The following is a 15,477-nucleotide window of genomic DNA, read 5'->3' as shown; positions in this document are numbered from 1 at the left end:
AACTCAGAATTATAGAACAATATCGATATGATAGCTAACAATTGCACAAATATTCATTTTTTTTCAGTAACTATACTTTCCTACATAATTGGCTCAATACCGTTTGCAGTTTTAACAAGTATATTTCTTGGACTAGAAGACCCGCGTAATTTTGGATCTAAGAATCCTGGAGCAACAAATATGCTAAGAACAGGTAACAAAATAGCAGCCATAATAACATTGTTAGGAGATATGATAAAGGGATTTATAGCTATAAAGATAACCACTATAATTTACGGAATCAACTGTCCAAAATTAATGGGACTTTCTATTGTATTTGTAGTATTAGGTCACATGTATCCAGTTTTTGCTAATTTCAGAGGGGGAAAAGGGATAGCAACATTTTTTGGAATACTATCTGCAATAAATCCATTGTCGTCAGTATTCTATGCAATATCATGGATAATAATTTCATATATATGGAAGTATTCTTCAATGTCATCCATTGTAACTGTTGTTATAGCCATAACTTACTATTTTATTGACTATAAAACGGGCAATACTGACAGAGAGATACTAATATCTATCATGGTAGTGGGCATATTATTAATCTATAAGCATAAAAAAAACATTAAAAAACTAATAAATGGCACAGAAAATAGTATAAATTTTTAATTGCTTAGCTATTTATCTATTAATATCCTCTATACCCCATCTTGATATAACATGATTTAGATCTGCAATATTTGTAAAATCAACTAGACCAGATTTTATTCTATATGAAGCAGCAAATGCTATCATGGCTGCATTATCAGTACATAGTTCAATGTCTGGTAAATAAACATTACCACCTAGAGGATTTAAAGCAAAGATTAATTTATTTCTTAAAATTTTATTGGCACTTACGCCACCAGAAATAGCAACATTATTTATACCAGTCTTCTTGACTGCAAGAATGACCTTATGAACTAATATATCAGTTATAGCATCTTGCACTGATGCTGCTATATTTGCTTTTGTAGAATAATCAAAATTACCATTTGATTTTAATTTTTTAATTTTCAGCATCACTGAAGTTTTTAATCCACTGAAACTGAAATTAAGATCATTGGTTCTTAACATTGGTCTTGGAAAATCGAAACAACTACTATCACCATCATCAGCCAATTTTGACAACTCTAATCCAGTACATGGCGTCAAACCTATTAGTTTGGCAATCTTATCAAAAGCCTCTCCTGCCGCATCATCTAATGTATCACCTAGCACATAATAGTCACAAAAGTCTTTAACTAGAACGATCATTGTATTACCACCAGATACCAAGAGACAAATGAAAGGAAACTTCAAATCTTGGTTTGTAATTAAAGGAGATAACAAGTGTCCTTCCAAATGGTTTATAGGTATGGATGGTTTGCTCAAAGACCAAGCAATAGACTTAGCAAAACTAGAACCAACTAGTAAGGAACCTAATAAACCAGGGCCAGCGGTATAAGCTACAGCATTAATATCACAGAAATCTAAATCTATATCACTCATTGCTTTCTTAGTTAGTTGTACTATATAACTCAAATGATCTCTAGATGCCAACTCCGGGACTATCCCTCCATATTCAATATGTGTATTCTTTTGAGTATGAACAATATTAGAGACTAATCCTAAATTTGTAGAGAAAACAGCAACACAAGTATCATCGCAAGAACTTTCAAATCCAAGAATTATCATTTCGCCATCTTTTAATAACAAACAAATTTAAAATAATAGCATGATAAAAGCATCTCACACTATTTACATAATACTACAAAAAGTTATTATAATATGTAACTATACAAAACCATTACAATACATAGTTAAATCATACTAGTACTATTGCGAATGGTGAAATGTGAAAAATTTTATAAAAAAGGATATGATAAATGAGCGTGATAGAACTAAATAAAAAATCATTTCATGAAACTATAGAAAATAATGATACAGTAATTATAGATTTCTGGGCTCCTTGGTGTGGACCGTGCAAGAGTTTTGCTCCCATATTTGAAAACGCAGCACAACAAAATACTTCCGCTATATTTGCAAAAATAAATGTAGATATTGAAAAAGAGCTGGCTTCAGAATTAAAGATCAGTTCAATACCAACTATAGTTATATTCCATAAGAAGAAACAGGTATATTCAAAACCAGGATCTATAAATATCAATAAAATAAATGAACTTATTCAAAAATCACAAGAAGGTGAAATCATTATTTCATAAGAAATACTTTAAGTAAGAAAAGACCTAGCAAGTACTACTTTAGTTTGTTTTAGTACTGTCTAGGCAGTAAAACAGTGAATTATCCTTAGATAATTTATTGATTCTATTTTTTAGATCACCTACTTTGTCTTTTTGAATTTTGATAACAAACTCATAACTATCATTATTGAAACTGTCAGAAATTATACTTATACTTTCGCATGGATTGTATATAATGTGAGCATCTTTGACTGATAGTATACATTTTATTATTACTGTATCTATAATCTCGATTAAATTAACTTGAGACAGACAATCCTCAACAGAAGATTTATAAGCCCTCATAAGACCACCTTTCCCAAGCTTTACTCCACCAAACCATCTGGCAACCAAAACAGCGATTTTATTTAGTTTAAGACCATCTATTGCTTGAAGTATTGGTCTACCAGCAGTACCAAATGGCTCTTTATCATCACAGAAACGATATAAATCATTTATACGATAAGCCCAACAATTATGAGTTGCAAGACTATTTTTATTAGAACATAAAAAATTATCAGCTTCATAAACATGATTTACTGAAACTGCTTTAACTAAGAAACGACTTTTCTTTACCAATTTTACATATTTACAAACATCATCAATAGTTCTCATAAGATTTGATTAACAGAAACAATAATAACCATTATTAGTTCTTTTTTTTTCTACGTAGATTATAAAAAAAATTTTTCATTATATAGCTACAATCATTTAATGAGCTACCGTCAAAAACAGCTGTATGATGATTAATCTCTTTAATAGATGCTATATCTAAAACCCCACCACAAGAACCTGTTTTAAAATCTCTAGCTCCATAAATAACTTTAGCTAATCTAGAATTTAAAATTGCACCCATACACATTACACATGGCTCTAAAGTTACATACATGCTCATGCCATTTAATCTATAATTATTAATTTTATTAGCTAATAATCTTATAGCAACAATCTCAGCATGTGCTGTTGGATCGTGATCAGTTATTGTTCTGTTGTAACCAAAAGCAACTGGTATATAATCATCATTAACTATAACTGCACCAACAGGTACTTCCCCTTTGCGATAGGCTATTTCTGCCTGTTTCAATGCTAGAGAAAGCATAGATTTATCAAAATCATTCAATATAATCATAATATATTAAACCAATATTAACCAATATACTCTGACCAACAATTAGGAGTTTCATATAGGCAAACTTTTTTTAAACTCAATTTATTCCCATAATGATTGCTATATAGAGGTTTTAATGTTTCATAAGCAATAATTGCTAAATTTTCAACAGTTGGCACTTTATTTAAAATTACAGTTTTATGATTGGTTAAAGATTTTAATAAGTTTAAAATTTCATAATCATCATTAGATACTAAAAATCCATGGTCCCAAACTTCTATTATATTTTTTAACGCTATAATCTTAACATCAGCAAAATCCATTAACATGCCATAATCACTGCTTGTAGCTGATTTAGAAATTTCTCCTTCCAATGTAACTATTAATGAATATCTATGTCCGTGAATATTATTGCATTTTCCTTTATGATTTTGTATTCTGTGGCCGGCATCAAATTCCAGTTTTCTTGAGATTGAAATCATGGTATCCCTATGTATTTATGTGTTTGAAGACTTAGTCTCCACTTTGGGTTTTTTTTACAATAATCAACTGCTAAATCAATATTTAAGGATAGATTATCACTATACATAGGCTGCAAATAAAAATGTTGAAAATCCATATTAATAAAATTATCTGGGCAAATACTATCTTGAGGGAAAACTAATTTTAACTCATTGCCCTCTCTTAAAACCATATGATTTAAATCCTTAGGACTAACACAAATCCAATCTATATTCTTAGGAGGAATAATACTACCGTTTGTCTCAACACCAACCTCGAATCCATTATTATGTAATTCATTTAATAGATCACTATCCAGTTGTAGTAACGGCTCACCTCCAGTTAATACAACATAACGGCTAAAATCACCTTCTCCCCATACTCTAGATATCTCTTTAACAAGTAGACTGGCAGATCTGAATTTGCCACCATTACAACCATTTATACCAATAAAATCAGTATCGCAAAATTTACATACTGAATTAATACGATCTGGATTATTTCCATTCCAAAAATTACAACCAGTAAATCTGCAAAATACAGCAGCTCTTCCCGTATAAAATCCTTCACCTTGTAGTGTTTTAAAAATTTCTTTTACAGAATACGTCATCAAATGCTCTCTAGAATAAATATGATAATTAAATTTAATTAAAATGAAATATAATCCACACTAGTTAGATAAATAATTTATATATTTTGTGATTTTTTTGAAAGCACCAACAAATTCACTATTCATTACTAAAACAAATAATATATTTTTCAAAATCAACTTCTATAGTTTGAATATAGTAATAGATAAATTATAGAATAAAGATATAACCCATTAATTTATACAGCAAACAGAATTATAAACTTAAAAATAACAGAATAACATGACATAGTATTATAAATAATATGTCATGTTAAAACATATACAACATATATAATATGTTACTAATTATTAAATATTTAAAACAAAGAGAGTTTAAAATAATGGATATAGAAAACAAAAATCAAATAATCACAAGACTTAAAGATTACGCACAAAGAGAATTAGACCTTCGGAGGTATCTTTGAGTACAATAAAAAACTAGAACGATTGCATATCATAAATACTGAATTAGAAGATCCTAAATTATGGGATAATGTGAGTTGTGCCCAAAACCTAAATAGAGAGAAGAAATATTTAGAGGAGATTATAAACACTCTAGAATTTCTACACAATGAAATAAATGATTCTATAGATCTATTTTACATATCAGAAATAGATAATGATTTTAAAACAATAAGATCCTTAGAAAATAATATGGATCTGTTTTATAGCAAAATAAAAGAAATGGAATTTTGCAGAATGTTTGTTAACAAAACAGACAAGCTAAATTGTTTTTTAGATATACAATCAGGAGCCGGTGGAACAGAAGCACAAGACTGGGCATCAATGCTATTAAGGCAATATCTTAGGTATGCAGAAAGGAAAGGCTTTAGCTCTGAAATTATAACAGAGTCAACAGGAGAAATTGCTGGAATTAAATCATCTACAATTAGAATTATTGGAGAATATGCATTTGGTTATTTTAGAACTGAAACAGGTGTTCATCGTTTAGTTAGAAAAAGCCCATTCAATTCTTCTGGTGGTAGACATACTTCATTTGCAAGTATATTTGTATACCCAGAAATAGATGACTCCTTTGATATTTTGATTAATCCAAACGATTTAAGAATAGATACCTATAGAGCTAGTGGTGCTGGTGGACAACATATTAATAAAACAGATTCAGCCGTACGCATTACACATAATTCCACAGGAATAGTTGTTCAATGTCAGAGTGATAGATCACAACACAGAAATAAGGCAGAAGCTATGCAAATGCTAAAGTCAAAATTATATGATTTAGAAATGCGTAATAGGATGGCTGAACAAAAAAAACTAGAAGACTCAAAAACAGATGTTGGATGGGGCAATCAAATACGCTCATATGTATTAGATAAGAGCAGAATAAAAGATCTGAGAACAAATGTAGAAGTCTCCAATGTACAAAAAATCCTTGATGGAGATTTAGATGTATTTATTCACGAAAGCCTAAAGATGGGCATTTAAAAAAATTTAAATATTGACAATAAACTAATTAAGAAAAACCATGACTAATACTATTGATTCTATAAATTCTGATAATGACGAAAACAAACTTGTTATAGAAAGACGAATAAAACTTAATAAATATAGAGAACTAGGTTTTGAATATCCAAATGATGTTTCGCCAACTAAAAAAACCATAGATATTATAAATAAATATACTGATCTAGATGCTGATGCTATTAATTTAGAAAATGTAATAGTTAAAATTTCTGGACGCATGATGTTGAAAAGAATTATGGGCAAAGCAAGTTTTTCAACAATTAAGGATAGTACAAACCGTATACAAATATATATTTCTCAAAAAAACATTGGAGAGGAAGCCTACAATAACTTCAAACAATTTGATTTAGGTGACATATTAATAATAGAAGGAAAAGTTTTTAAAACAAATAAAGGGGAATTATCTATAAATGTAAAATCAATATCATTAGTCTCAAAAGCAATAAGACCATTGCCTGAAAAATTTCATGGCATATCTGATCATAATATAAAATATAGACAAAGGTATATTGATCTAATCGTATCTGAAGAGACGAAAAAAACCTTTGAATTGCGTAGCAAAATAATAGCCAATATTAGACAATATATGTCTAAAGAAGGTTTTATGGAAGTTGAAACACCAATGTTACATAAAATACCTGGAGGTGCTGCTGCTAAGCCATTTACTACCCACCACAACTCTCTAAATATGGATATGTACTTACGTATAGCTCCAGAATTATATTTAAAAAGACTAATAGTAGGTGGATTTGATAGAGTATTTGAATTAAATCGCAACTTTAGAAATGAAGGAACAAGCCCAAGACACAACCCAGAATTCACGATGATGGAATTTTATGCTACTTATACAGATTATAAATGGATGATGGACTTTACTGAACTATTAATACGTGAAATTTCAATTAGCATAAATAACAAAAATTATATAGATTATCAAGGTAATACTATAAATCTATCAAAGCCATTCGAGCGCTTAAGTATATGTGAAGCAATATGCAAATATAACAATAAATATGATCTAGAACAGCTTAATGATTATAAGTTTTTACAAAAAGAACTACATAGAATTGACAATAAGATTTCCAAAGATTTCCTAATGCTTTCTAAATTAGGAGAGCTGCAATTATGTTTTTTTGAAAAAACAACAGAAGAAAAAGTTTGGGATCCAACATATATAATAGACTACCCTGTTGAAACATCACCATTAGCAAGGCAGTCAGACGCGAATAAAAAAATAACTGAAAGATTTGAATTATTCATATCTGGTAAAGAAATAGCCAATGGATTTTCTGAGTTAAATGACCCAGAAGAACAAGCAAAAAGACTATTGGAGCAAGCAGATAGTAAAAATGAAAATATAGATGATAGTCATGAGATGTTTTTTGATTCTGACTATATAACAGCCTTAGAATATGGCATGCCACCAACAGGTGGATGCGGTATAGGAATAGATAGGTTAGTAATGCTACTAACAAACAAATCAAACATAAAAGACGTAATATTATTCCCTCATCTCAGAGAAAGATAATATTAGCCATTAATAACACATACTAAAGTTTATTGGTCTGTGTTATTAATATTTACTTTTCTTTAGCATGATTTACGGTATACCTAGGTATCTCAATAGATAAATCAGATTTAGAAACTTTACATTGACATGCTAAGCGAGAATTTGAAGATAATCCCCAAGCCTTATCTAACATATCATCTTCCAAATCAGATGATCTCTCTAGTGATAAAAACCCTTCTTTTATTATAATATGACAAGTGGAGCAAGCTCCTACCATGCCACATGCATGTTCTATATTGACATCATTATCTAGTAAAATCTTACAAATAGAAACATCATCAGGAACATTATCTATAACAATGCCTGATGGACATATATCTTTATTAGGCAGCACTGTTATCTTCGTCATATATTTTTACTATATTGATAATTAAATTTTTTTATTTAATAAGGTCTCCTGAAGACTCCTATTAATCTTTAATTTTGCAAAATTCTCAGCTAATAATGAGAAATAATTTATATCATCCATTAGTTTATTAGAGTTGATATCCTGAGCATTCAACATCTTATTCGCAATCATAATTCTATCTTGAATATAAGATGACTCGTGATCGCCTATCAAACTATAGTCTGCATCAAGTATGCTATTTATTGAGTTTACTAAGCTTCTAAGTCTTGATTTTAATTTGTGTAATTGTGAAGAATCTTTATTTTCTAAGTTGTTATTATCAGATTGAAGTAAACTTCTTATATCTTCATGTAACATTCTATTCAAATTATTGACAATCACGCTTGATCCTAAGCCAGTACTTTTTTCTTTAGCTGACACCAATAATAAACCATCAGAATCTATTTGGAAAGTTATATTAATTCGAGCTTTACCAGCAGGCATTGCTGGAATATTGTTCAATTCGAAATAGGATAAAGAACGGCATTTCTCTACCACATCACTCTCACCTTGAAGAACGTGGATTTTCATTGCTGTCTGACCATCTCTCATGGTAGTAAAATCTTGAGAGTGAGAAACAGGAATTTTGCTATTCCTATGTATAATGCGTTCTACTAATCCACCAGAAACTTCTATCCCTAAAGATAAAGGAGTAACATCTAAAAGTTGCCATTCCTTACTTAAAGAATTTCTGTTTAATAACATATCACCATATAGAGCTGCCCCAATAGCAACAACCTTATCAGGATCAATATTAGATAATAGATCCTTCTTCTTGAAATAATTAGATACAAAATCACGTACTATAGGCATCCTAGTAGAACCACCTACCATTATCACTCCACAAATATCATCAATACGTAGTTTAGCATCTACTAATGATCTTTTAATACATTTAGAGATCCTCTTTATTAGAGGATCAACTATTTCATAGAAAGTGCTATTGCTTATTTCTATATGACTTCCAATTTCTGATGGAGTATAGAAAAGAGCCGAATCATTATTAGTCAAACATTCTCTTGTCTCTTTTGCTATCCTCATTAAATTACTCTTTTCTTCAAAAGAAACTTCATTCTTAGTAAATAGATTTATAACATAATCAACTATAGCTAAATCAAAATCATCTCCTCCTAATGCATTATCCCCTGAAGTAGCTATAACATCAAAAACACCTTCCATTAATTTTAAGATAGAAATATCAAACGTGCCGCCACCTAAATCGAATACAGCATATATGCCTTCTTTTAAATTACCAATACCATAAGCAATAGCAGCAGCCGTTGGCTCATTCAACAAACGTATCACGTTTAAACCTACTAATCTTGCTGCTAATATAGTATCTTGGCGCTGGGTTTCATTAAAATAGGCAGGTACAGTGATAATAACATCTTTAACCTCTCTCCCTATCCTATTTATGGCAATTTTATATAAATGGCTCAATATTTTAGATGACAATTCTAAAGGAGTAAAATCGCCATATGAGGTATGAATTTTTAAAATTCCTTCTTTTTCTAATAACTCATAAGTGGAGTGTAAATATTTTGAGTCCTCAAAAGATCTTCCCATAAATTTTTTAAAAGAAGATACAATTTCATTACTATTTAGTTCGAATGCCTTGTGACTAGTTAGCATCTTTCCATCATCGAGGAAACCAACAACTGATGGAAATAGTGATCTGTTAAAATCATCACATAAAACTTCTGGCGAATCATTATCATTTATAAAAGCAACCAAAGAGTTTGTAGTTCCTAAGTCAATGCCAAGAATTATTTTCTTGTGTTTTTCACAAAACTGACCACTAGGCTCGGATATTTGTAATAGTTCCATCTATATAAACTTTATTTTTATTGAATTAATACTGCATCAACATGAGAATCTATTAATCACAAAGAAAAAGAATTTTTTCTGTGACATCATTAAAAATTTTATCAATAAACTTTAGATCATTAATTAAAACACTAGCATTTATATAATCAGAAGAATGATCTAATAAGACAGATAAAGTTTCAAGTCTTTCATCCCTTTCCTTACAAAGCACTATTTCTAGTTTTTTTAAACCATCAAGATTTTTACTACTAGAAAAACTGTCAATAGATTCTCTCCATATTAATTGCTGTTCCAGAAAAACAACGCTAGAGGCATTAAACTTTTTTTCGAAATCAATACCATTGATTTCACATATATAACTAGCACGTAATATAGGATCCTTTAGAATCTTATAGGCTTTGTTTAAGAATGATGCCATTTCTATGGAAGCTTTGCGATCAATATCATCAGAATCTACATACCTATCTGGATGAATAATACAAGACAAATTCCTCCATTTTTTTTCTAAGTCATCTTGATCTATAGAAAACAAAATAGGCAATCCGAATGTACTGAAATAATTTAAATGCTGCATGACTAAAATTAATTTTTATACCATAAATGACTTGCCACAACCACATTTGGACTTCTCATTAGGATTAACATATTTAAACCCCTCTTTAAATCCTTCTCTAACATAATCAAGTATCGTTCCATCTAAATAAATAAAGCTATCTGGATCAACAAAAATCTTTACTCCAAAATTTTCAAAAATTATATCATCTTGATTAAAATCATCAACATACTCGATCTTATAGGAAAGACCAGAACATCCATTTATTTGAACTTTCATTCGCAAACCGATCCCTTTCCCTCGTTTTTTTAAAAAACGATCTATATGTGAAGCAGCATTTTCAGTCAAATTTATAGACATTTTTCATCTCTTAAGTATTAATCTATCTTATTTTTTAACTTGTAATCTTGTATAGCCGATCTAATAGCATCTTCTGCTAGTATAGAACAATGTATTTTTACAGGGGGCAATGCCAACTCCTCTGCTATTTGCATATTGCTAATTTGTGAAGCTTCTGTCAGAGATTTGCCTAGAATCCATTCTGTCACTAACGAGCTAGAAGCAATAGCAGAACCGCAGCCATAGGTTTTAAAACAAGCATCTTCGATAATACCATCACAATTAACCTTTATTTGCAATTTCATAACATCGCCACAAGCAGGAGCTCCAACCATGCCAGTACCAACAGAATCATCCTCTCTACTAAAAGACCCAACATTACGAGGATTTTCATAATGATCCAAAACTTTATTGCTATAAGACATAAGTAATATCCTTTCAAAAACTAAATATCAATGAGATGACCAATGAACAGATTCCAAATCTATACCACTTTTAACCATCTCCCATAAAGGCGACATTTCTCTTAATTTACTAACATGCGTATTCAACTCTTGAATAGCAAATGCAATATCATTCTCGCAAGAAAATCTTCCTAAAGTAAAACGTATAGAACTATGAGCTAATTCGTCACTTCTGCCTAAAGCCCGTAATACATATGATGGCTCTAAACTGGCTGAAGTGCATGCAGATCCACTAGAAACGGCTAGATTTTTTAATGCCATAATTAACGACTCACCCTCCACATAATTGAAACTTACATTTAAGTTATGAGGAATACTATGCTCAATACTACCATTTATATATACATCCTCTATATCAGAAATCCCTGCCCACAATTTGTCCCTTAATGAAGCTATACGTACATTATCCATATTCATATCTGTCTTAGCAATGCGAAATGCTTCTCCCATTCCAACAATCTGATGTGTTGCTAATGTTCCTGATCTAAGACCGCGCTCGTGACCTCCGCCATGAATTTGCGCCTCAACACGAACTCTAGGCTTGCGACAAATATATAGAGCGCCAATACCTTTAGGTCCATATACTTTATGAGCAGAAAAAGACATCAAATCTACAGGCATTTTTTGTAGATTTATTGATAATTTACCAGATGCTTGAGCAGCATCCACATGAAAAATAACTCCCTTATCTCTACATATTTTTCCAATTGATTCTATATCCTGAATAATTCCAATCTCATTATTAACCAACATCACTGATGCTAATATGGTATCCTTTCTAATAGAATCCTTAAAATAATCAAGATCTAAGAGCCCATTACTCATAACATTAAGGTAACTAACATCAAAACCATGTTTCTCAAGGTTACGACAAGTATCTAATACTGCTTTATGTTCTGTTTTTATCGTAATAATATGCTTACCTTTTCCTGAATAAAAATTTGCAGCCCCTTTTATAGCTAGATTATTAGATTCAGTTGCTCCAGATGTCCAAATAATTTCCCTAGGATCAGCATTAACCAAATCCGCAACCTCTTCTCTAGCTCTTTCTATCGCCTCTTCTGCTTTCCATCCAAAACTATGACTTCTAGATGCAGGATTTCCAGGATTATCATATAACCATGGTATCATTTTCTCTACCACTCTTGGATCTACAGGGGTAGTAGCAGAATAATCCATATATATAGGGAATTTATTTTTTGCCATAATAACCTTCAATTTCTTATAAATACTTATACAGGTGACAAATTACATCTGGGATTTTTTATTACAGATATCTCATACTCCTTATAACCTAAATGATTCAAACCTTTATGATGGATCATCATGAGGTCTAACAAAGAAATAGAGTTAAGATAATCAAACATTTTCCTATTTAAATCAGACCATAGGTCATGAGTTAAACATTTTTTATATTCGCCTGTTAATTCATCTTTTATGCAATTAATCTTTCCTCCACAACTGGTAGAATCTATACACTCATCAACAGCGCATATAATATCTGCTAATGTTATATTGTCCGGCAACCTTGCCAAATAATAACCACCGCTAGGACCGCGCATCCCAATGACTAAAGAACACTTTCTTAACTTAATGAACAACTGCTCTAAGTAATATAGAGAAATATTATTACGCTTACTAATAGAAACTATACTAACCCTACCAGCATCTTGATTTAATGCCAAATCTAACATAGCAGTAACAGCGAAACGACCCTTAGTAGTTAATCGCATTATAAAATTCCATAAGCAACTCCATATCTATATTCTTTCTACATTATAACATAATTCCAGAGTGTTTTTATAAGGAATAAATCAGCAAATAATAATTAAAGGTATTTAAACTAGAGATAGCTAAAAATTAAGATAATCTATCAAACCATTACAAGCATCTTCAATATAATCTATAACTAATTTAAACCCATTCCTGTTGCCATAATAAGGGTCGGGAACTTCAGTATTTCTATAATAATTAGAAAAATTAGTCAAAAGTTTTACCTTATAAAAATATTCATTAGGACAAATTTCTTTCATATATTGGATATTCTTAAAATCCATAGCCAGTATCAAGTCAAAACATAAAAAATCAATATTTTCTAACTGCCTTGCTACATGATTACTAATATCATAACCCCTTAACAATGCTTCCATTTTTGCCCGCTCATCAGGCTTTCTTCCAACATAATATGAATGAGTTCCTGCAGAATCAACATTAAACTCTACTGCTATTTTCTTCTCTAGTAATAATTTTCTAAATACTCCTTCTGCTGTTGGGGAACGGCAAATGTTACCAGTGCATACAAAAAGAACATTATTCACATCATAACCTCAAGTTTCTAGCCAAATAAAAGAAGTTCTTTTAATGCATTTAAAGAATCACGAACTTCTGCTGCTTTCTCAAATTCCAACTTATTAGCATGATCAATCATAGACTTCTCTAATCGTTTAATCTCCTTTGATAATTTTTTATGCGATTTTACAATATTCTTATTAATATCAACTTTTAATGATTTGTTATTAACAACTACTCCATCTATAAGTTCCCTTATATCCTTCTTAATACCAATTGCTTTAATGCCATGTATAGAGTTAAACTCTAATTGCTTTTCTCTTCTTCTTCTAGTCTCTTCTATAGCCTTTTTCATTGATTTAGTTATATTGTCAGCATACAATATTGCATGTCCATTTAAATTCCTAGCTGCCCTACCTATAGTCTGAATTAAACTGCGCTCAGATCTTAAAAAACCCTCTTTGTCTGCATCCATGATTGCGACCAAAGACACCTCAGGTATATCTAATCCTTCTCTCAGAAGATTTATTCCTACTAAAACATCAAAAGATCCAATGCGTAAATCTCTTAATATCTCCACTCTTTCAACAGTATCTATGTCTGAATGCAAATATCTAACTTTTATACCATTATCCTTTAAGAAATCAGTTAAATTCTCAGACATCCGTTTTGTTAATGTTGTAACAAACACTCGCTCTTTTAATATAACTGTTCTTTTTATTTGCAATAAAATATCGTCAATCTGCGTCTTAGCTGGTCTAACTTCAACAATCGGATCTACCAACCCTGTTGGCCTAACTAGTTGCTCTACAATATTACTAGAATGTTCTCTCTCATAATCAGAAGGAGTTGCGGAAACAAAAATACATTGTTTGACTATATTCTCAAACTCTTCAAACTTTAAAGGTCTATTATCTAAGGCTGATGGCAAACGAAAACCATGCCGCACCAATGTTTCTTTTCTCGATCTGTCTCCATAATACATACCTGATAATTGCCCTAATGTTATATGACTTTCATCAATAAATATAATAGCGTCTGACGGTAAATAACCTATCAAAGTGCTCGGAGGAGATCCTGGCAATAATTTAGATAAATGTCTTGTATAATTCTCAATACCCTTACAAAAACCTGTCTCCTGTAACATCTCTAAATCAAATCTTGTCCTTTGCTCTAAACGTTTTGCCTCTAGCAATTTATTATTATCTACTAAGAATTTTAATTGCTCTCTTAACTCTTCTTTTATAGAATCTATAGCAGATAATATTTTTTCTCTTGGAACAACATAGTGAGAAACGGGATACAAAGCAAAACGAGATATATCCTTAAGCATTTTGCCGATAACTGGATCAAATAGTGATAATTTTTTTATCTCATTATCGACAAGATAAACTCTTACGGCTAAATCAAAGTTCTCAGCCGGAAAAATATCTATATATTCACCACGAACACGGAATGTGGATCTAGAAAATTCTATATCATTTCTAGTGTACTGCATATCTATTAAGTTTTTAAAAAAATTATCTCTTGAGACCAAGTTGCCTAAACGCAAAGAAAAAGCCATCGAGTTATAACAAGACATGTCACCAATACCATATATACAAGATACTGTGCTTACTATAATCGTATCTCGTCTCTCTATTAAACTTTTAGTTGCTGATAAGCGCATCTGTTCTATATGTGCATTAATACGCGCATCTTTCTCTATAAAGATATCTTTTGATGCTATATATGCCTCTGGCTGATAAAAATCGTAATAAGAAACAAAATATTCAACCGCATTATTAGGAAAAAAGTCTCTCATCTCAGAATATAATTGCGCTGCTAATGTTTTATTAGGAGCTAATATTAGAGATGGCCTGCCAATACTTGCTATAATATTAGCCATAGTATAAGTTTTACCAGAACCAGTAACCCCCAAAAGGGTCTGGTAATGTAAACCATCTGATATGCCATTTATCAATTTAACAATTGCCTCTGGCTGATCACCTGCTGGCTTATATGGCTTAGAAAGATTGAATATACTATTGTTAGAAAAAGGTACAAATCTATTATTTGTCATGTTAGACTTTAAAT

At 30.8% G+C, this 15,477-nt stretch carries 18 protein-coding genes; 4 read left to right on the top strand and 14 right to left on the bottom strand.

Features of this window, described 5'->3' with window-relative positions:
• Nucleotides 1–27 precede the first annotated feature (27 nt).
• Nucleotides 28–654 (top strand): glycerol-3-phosphate 1-O-acyltransferase PlsY, encoded by a 627-nt coding sequence (gene plsY, locus CKBE_RS02125; protein ID WP_015237948.1) that lies wholly within the window; start codon nucleotides 28–30, stop codon nucleotides 652–654.
• A 12-nt stretch (nucleotides 655–666) separates the two neighbouring features.
• Here the strand turns inward: plsY and tsaD are convergent, their stop codons facing one another.
• A complete protein-coding gene (tsaD, locus tag CKBE_RS02120) occupies nucleotides 667–1,701 on the bottom strand; it encodes a tRNA (adenosine(37)-N6)-threonylcarbamoyltransferase complex transferase subunit TsaD (protein WP_015389996.1) in 1,035 nt (344 codons plus the stop codon).
• 191 nt (nucleotides 1,702–1,892) lie between these two features.
• On the opposite strand from tsaD, the gene trxA reads away from it, so the two are divergent.
• A complete protein-coding gene (gene trxA / locus CKBE_RS02115; protein ID WP_015389995.1) occupies nucleotides 1,893–2,228 on the top strand; it encodes a thioredoxin in 336 nt (111 codons plus the stop codon).
• 39 nt (nucleotides 2,229–2,267) lie between these two features.
• Here trxA and CKBE_RS02110 read toward each other — a convergent pair whose 3' ends face one another.
• Genes CKBE_RS02110 through queE form a run of 4 tightly spaced genes read right to left on the bottom strand, consistent with a single transcriptional unit; the run spans nucleotide 2,268 to nucleotide 4,465 of the window.
• Nucleotides 2,268–2,861, bottom strand: a complete 594-nt coding sequence (locus CKBE_RS02110; protein ID WP_015237945.1) for a YigZ family protein — start codon at nucleotides 2,859–2,861, stop codon at nucleotides 2,268–2,270.
• Between the two features lie 34 nt (nucleotides 2,862–2,895).
• Nucleotides 2,896–3,375: a tRNA adenosine(34) deaminase TadA gene (tadA, locus tag CKBE_RS02105; RefSeq protein WP_015237944.1), complete on the bottom strand. Its 480-nt coding sequence runs from the start codon at nucleotides 3,373–3,375 to the stop codon at nucleotides 2,896–2,898.
• 17 nt (nucleotides 3,376–3,392) lie between these two features.
• Nucleotides 3,393–3,836 (bottom strand): 6-pyruvoyl trahydropterin synthase family protein, encoded by a 444-nt coding sequence (locus CKBE_RS02100; RefSeq protein ID WP_015389994.1) that lies wholly within the window; start codon nucleotides 3,834–3,836, stop codon nucleotides 3,393–3,395.
• On the bottom strand, nucleotides 3,833–4,465 hold the full coding sequence (gene queE / locus CKBE_RS02095; protein ID WP_015237942.1) for a 7-carboxy-7-deazaguanine synthase: 633 nt from the start codon (nucleotides 4,463–4,465) through the stop codon (nucleotides 3,833–3,835). The genes CKBE_RS02100 and queE overlap by 4 nt, the downstream gene beginning before the upstream one ends.
• Nucleotides 4,466–4,827: 362 nt before the next feature.
• On the opposite strand from queE, the gene prfB reads away from it, so the two are divergent.
• Nucleotides 4,828–5,932, top strand: a protein-coding gene (gene prfB / locus CKBE_RS02090; RefSeq protein ID WP_162137604.1) for a peptide chain release factor 2 whose coding sequence is annotated in 2 segments (ribosomal slippage) — nucleotides 4,828–4,908 and nucleotides 4,910–5,932 — 1,104 coding nt in all. Because the reading frame shifts where the segments join, the coding sequence is not laid out codon by codon here.
• Between the two features lie 40 nt (nucleotides 5,933–5,972).
• Nucleotides 5,973–7,499: a lysine--tRNA ligase gene (lysS, locus tag CKBE_RS02085; protein WP_015237940.1), complete on the top strand. Its 1,527-nt coding sequence runs from the start codon at nucleotides 5,973–5,975 to the stop codon at nucleotides 7,497–7,499.
• A gap of 52 nt (nucleotides 7,500–7,551) precedes the next feature.
• Here lysS and fdx read toward each other — a convergent pair whose 3' ends face one another.
• The 9 genes from fdx to uvrB all read right to left on the bottom strand — a co-directional run bounded on the left by fdx (nucleotide 7,552) and on the right by uvrB (nucleotide 15,463).
• Nucleotides 7,552–7,890, bottom strand: a complete 339-nt coding sequence (gene fdx / locus CKBE_RS02080; protein WP_015389993.1) for an ISC system 2Fe-2S type ferredoxin — start codon at nucleotides 7,888–7,890, stop codon at nucleotides 7,552–7,554.
• Nucleotides 7,891–7,911: 21 nt separating this feature from the next.
• Nucleotides 7,912–9,756, bottom strand: coding sequence for a Fe-S protein assembly chaperone HscA (hscA, locus tag CKBE_RS02075; RefSeq protein WP_015237938.1), 1,845 nt, complete (start codon nucleotides 9,754–9,756; stop codon nucleotides 7,912–7,914).
• Nucleotides 9,757–9,808: 52 nt separating this feature from the next.
• On the bottom strand, nucleotides 9,809–10,330 hold the full coding sequence (hscB, locus tag CKBE_RS02070; protein WP_015389991.1) for a Fe-S protein assembly co-chaperone HscB: 522 nt from the start codon (nucleotides 10,328–10,330) through the stop codon (nucleotides 9,809–9,811).
• 15 nt (nucleotides 10,331–10,345) lie between these two features.
• A complete protein-coding gene (locus CKBE_RS02065; protein WP_015237936.1) occupies nucleotides 10,346–10,669 on the bottom strand; it encodes a HesB/IscA family protein in 324 nt (107 codons plus the stop codon).
• A gap of 17 nt (nucleotides 10,670–10,686) precedes the next feature.
• Nucleotides 10,687–11,073 carry a Fe-S cluster assembly scaffold IscU gene (iscU, locus tag CKBE_RS02060; protein WP_015237935.1) on the bottom strand — a complete coding sequence of 129 codons (387 nt, stop codon included), beginning with the start codon at nucleotides 11,071–11,073 and terminating at the stop codon, nucleotides 10,687–10,689.
• Nucleotides 11,074–11,100: 27 nt separating this feature from the next.
• On the bottom strand, nucleotides 11,101–12,318 hold the full coding sequence (locus tag CKBE_RS02055; RefSeq protein ID WP_015237934.1) for an IscS subfamily cysteine desulfurase: 1,218 nt from the start codon (nucleotides 12,316–12,318) through the stop codon (nucleotides 11,101–11,103).
• A 26-nt stretch (nucleotides 12,319–12,344) separates the two neighbouring features.
• Nucleotides 12,345–12,845 carry an Rrf2 family transcriptional regulator gene (locus tag CKBE_RS02050; protein ID WP_015237933.1) on the bottom strand — a complete coding sequence of 167 codons (501 nt, stop codon included), beginning with the start codon at nucleotides 12,843–12,845 and terminating at the stop codon, nucleotides 12,345–12,347.
• A gap of 120 nt (nucleotides 12,846–12,965) precedes the next feature.
• Nucleotides 12,966–13,430 carry a low molecular weight protein-tyrosine-phosphatase gene (locus tag CKBE_RS02045; protein WP_015237932.1) on the bottom strand — a complete coding sequence of 155 codons (465 nt, stop codon included), beginning with the start codon at nucleotides 13,428–13,430 and terminating at the stop codon, nucleotides 12,966–12,968.
• A 17-nt stretch (nucleotides 13,431–13,447) separates the two neighbouring features.
• Nucleotides 13,448–15,463, bottom strand: a complete 2,016-nt coding sequence (gene uvrB / locus CKBE_RS02040; RefSeq protein WP_015237931.1) for an excinuclease ABC subunit UvrB — start codon at nucleotides 15,461–15,463, stop codon at nucleotides 13,448–13,450.
• Nucleotides 15,464–15,477: the final 14 nt, after the last annotated feature.

The organism is Candidatus Kinetoplastibacterium blastocrithidii (ex Strigomonas culicis), assembly GCF_000319245.1.
Classification (GTDB): domain Bacteria; phylum Pseudomonadota; class Gammaproteobacteria; order Burkholderiales; family Burkholderiaceae_B; genus Kinetoplastidibacterium; species Kinetoplastidibacterium blastocrithidiae.
Note: the sequence above shows the minus strand (reverse complement) of the source record. Positions and strands in the feature narration are given on the sequence as shown.

Coding starts and splice junctions, on each gene's coding strand:
- plsY (WP_015237948.1), top strand. CDS start 28: ATGATAGCTAACAATTGCACAAATATTCATTTTTTTTCAGTAACTATA.
- CKBE_RS02055 (WP_015237934.1), bottom strand. CDS start 12,318: ATGGCAAAAAATAAATTCCCTATATATATGGATTATTCTGCTACTACC.
- iscU (WP_015237935.1), bottom strand. CDS start 11,073: ATGTCTTATAGCAATAAAGTTTTGGATCATTATGAAAATCCTCGTAAT.
- tsaD (WP_015389996.1), bottom strand. CDS start 1,701: ATGATAATTCTTGGATTTGAAAGTTCTTGCGATGATACTTGTGTTGCT.
- fdx (WP_015389993.1), bottom strand. CDS start 7,890: ATGACGAAGATAACAGTGCTGCCTAATAAAGATATATGTCCATCAGGC.
- tadA (WP_015237944.1), bottom strand. CDS start 3,375: ATGATTATATTGAATGATTTTGATAAATCTATGCTTTCTCTAGCATTG.
- CKBE_RS02050 (WP_015237933.1), bottom strand. CDS start 12,845: ATGCGATTAACTACTAAGGGTCGTTTCGCTGTTACTGCTATGTTAGAT.
- CKBE_RS02110 (WP_015237945.1), bottom strand. CDS start 2,861: ATGAGAACTATTGATGATGTTTGTAAATATGTAAAATTGGTAAAGAAA.
- CKBE_RS02065 (WP_015237936.1), bottom strand. CDS start 10,669: ATGTCTATAAATTTGACTGAAAATGCTGCTTCACATATAGATCGTTTT.
- trxA (WP_015389995.1), top strand. CDS start 1,893: ATGAGCGTGATAGAACTAAATAAAAAATCATTTCATGAAACTATAGAA.
- queE (WP_015237942.1), bottom strand. CDS start 4,465: ATGACGTATTCTGTAAAAGAAATTTTTAAAACACTACAAGGTGAAGGA.
- CKBE_RS02100 (WP_015389994.1), bottom strand. CDS start 3,836: ATGATTTCAATCTCAAGAAAACTGGAATTTGATGCCGGCCACAGAATA.
- hscA (WP_015237938.1), bottom strand. CDS start 9,756: ATGGAACTATTACAAATATCCGAGCCTAGTGGTCAGTTTTGTGAAAAA.
- uvrB (WP_015237931.1), bottom strand. CDS start 15,463: ATGACAAATAATAGATTTGTACCTTTTTCTAACAATAGTATATTCAAT.
- hscB (WP_015389991.1), bottom strand. CDS start 10,330: ATGCAGCATTTAAATTATTTCAGTACATTCGGATTGCCTATTTTGTTT.
- lysS (WP_015237940.1), top strand. CDS start 5,973: ATGACTAATACTATTGATTCTATAAATTCTGATAATGACGAAAACAAA.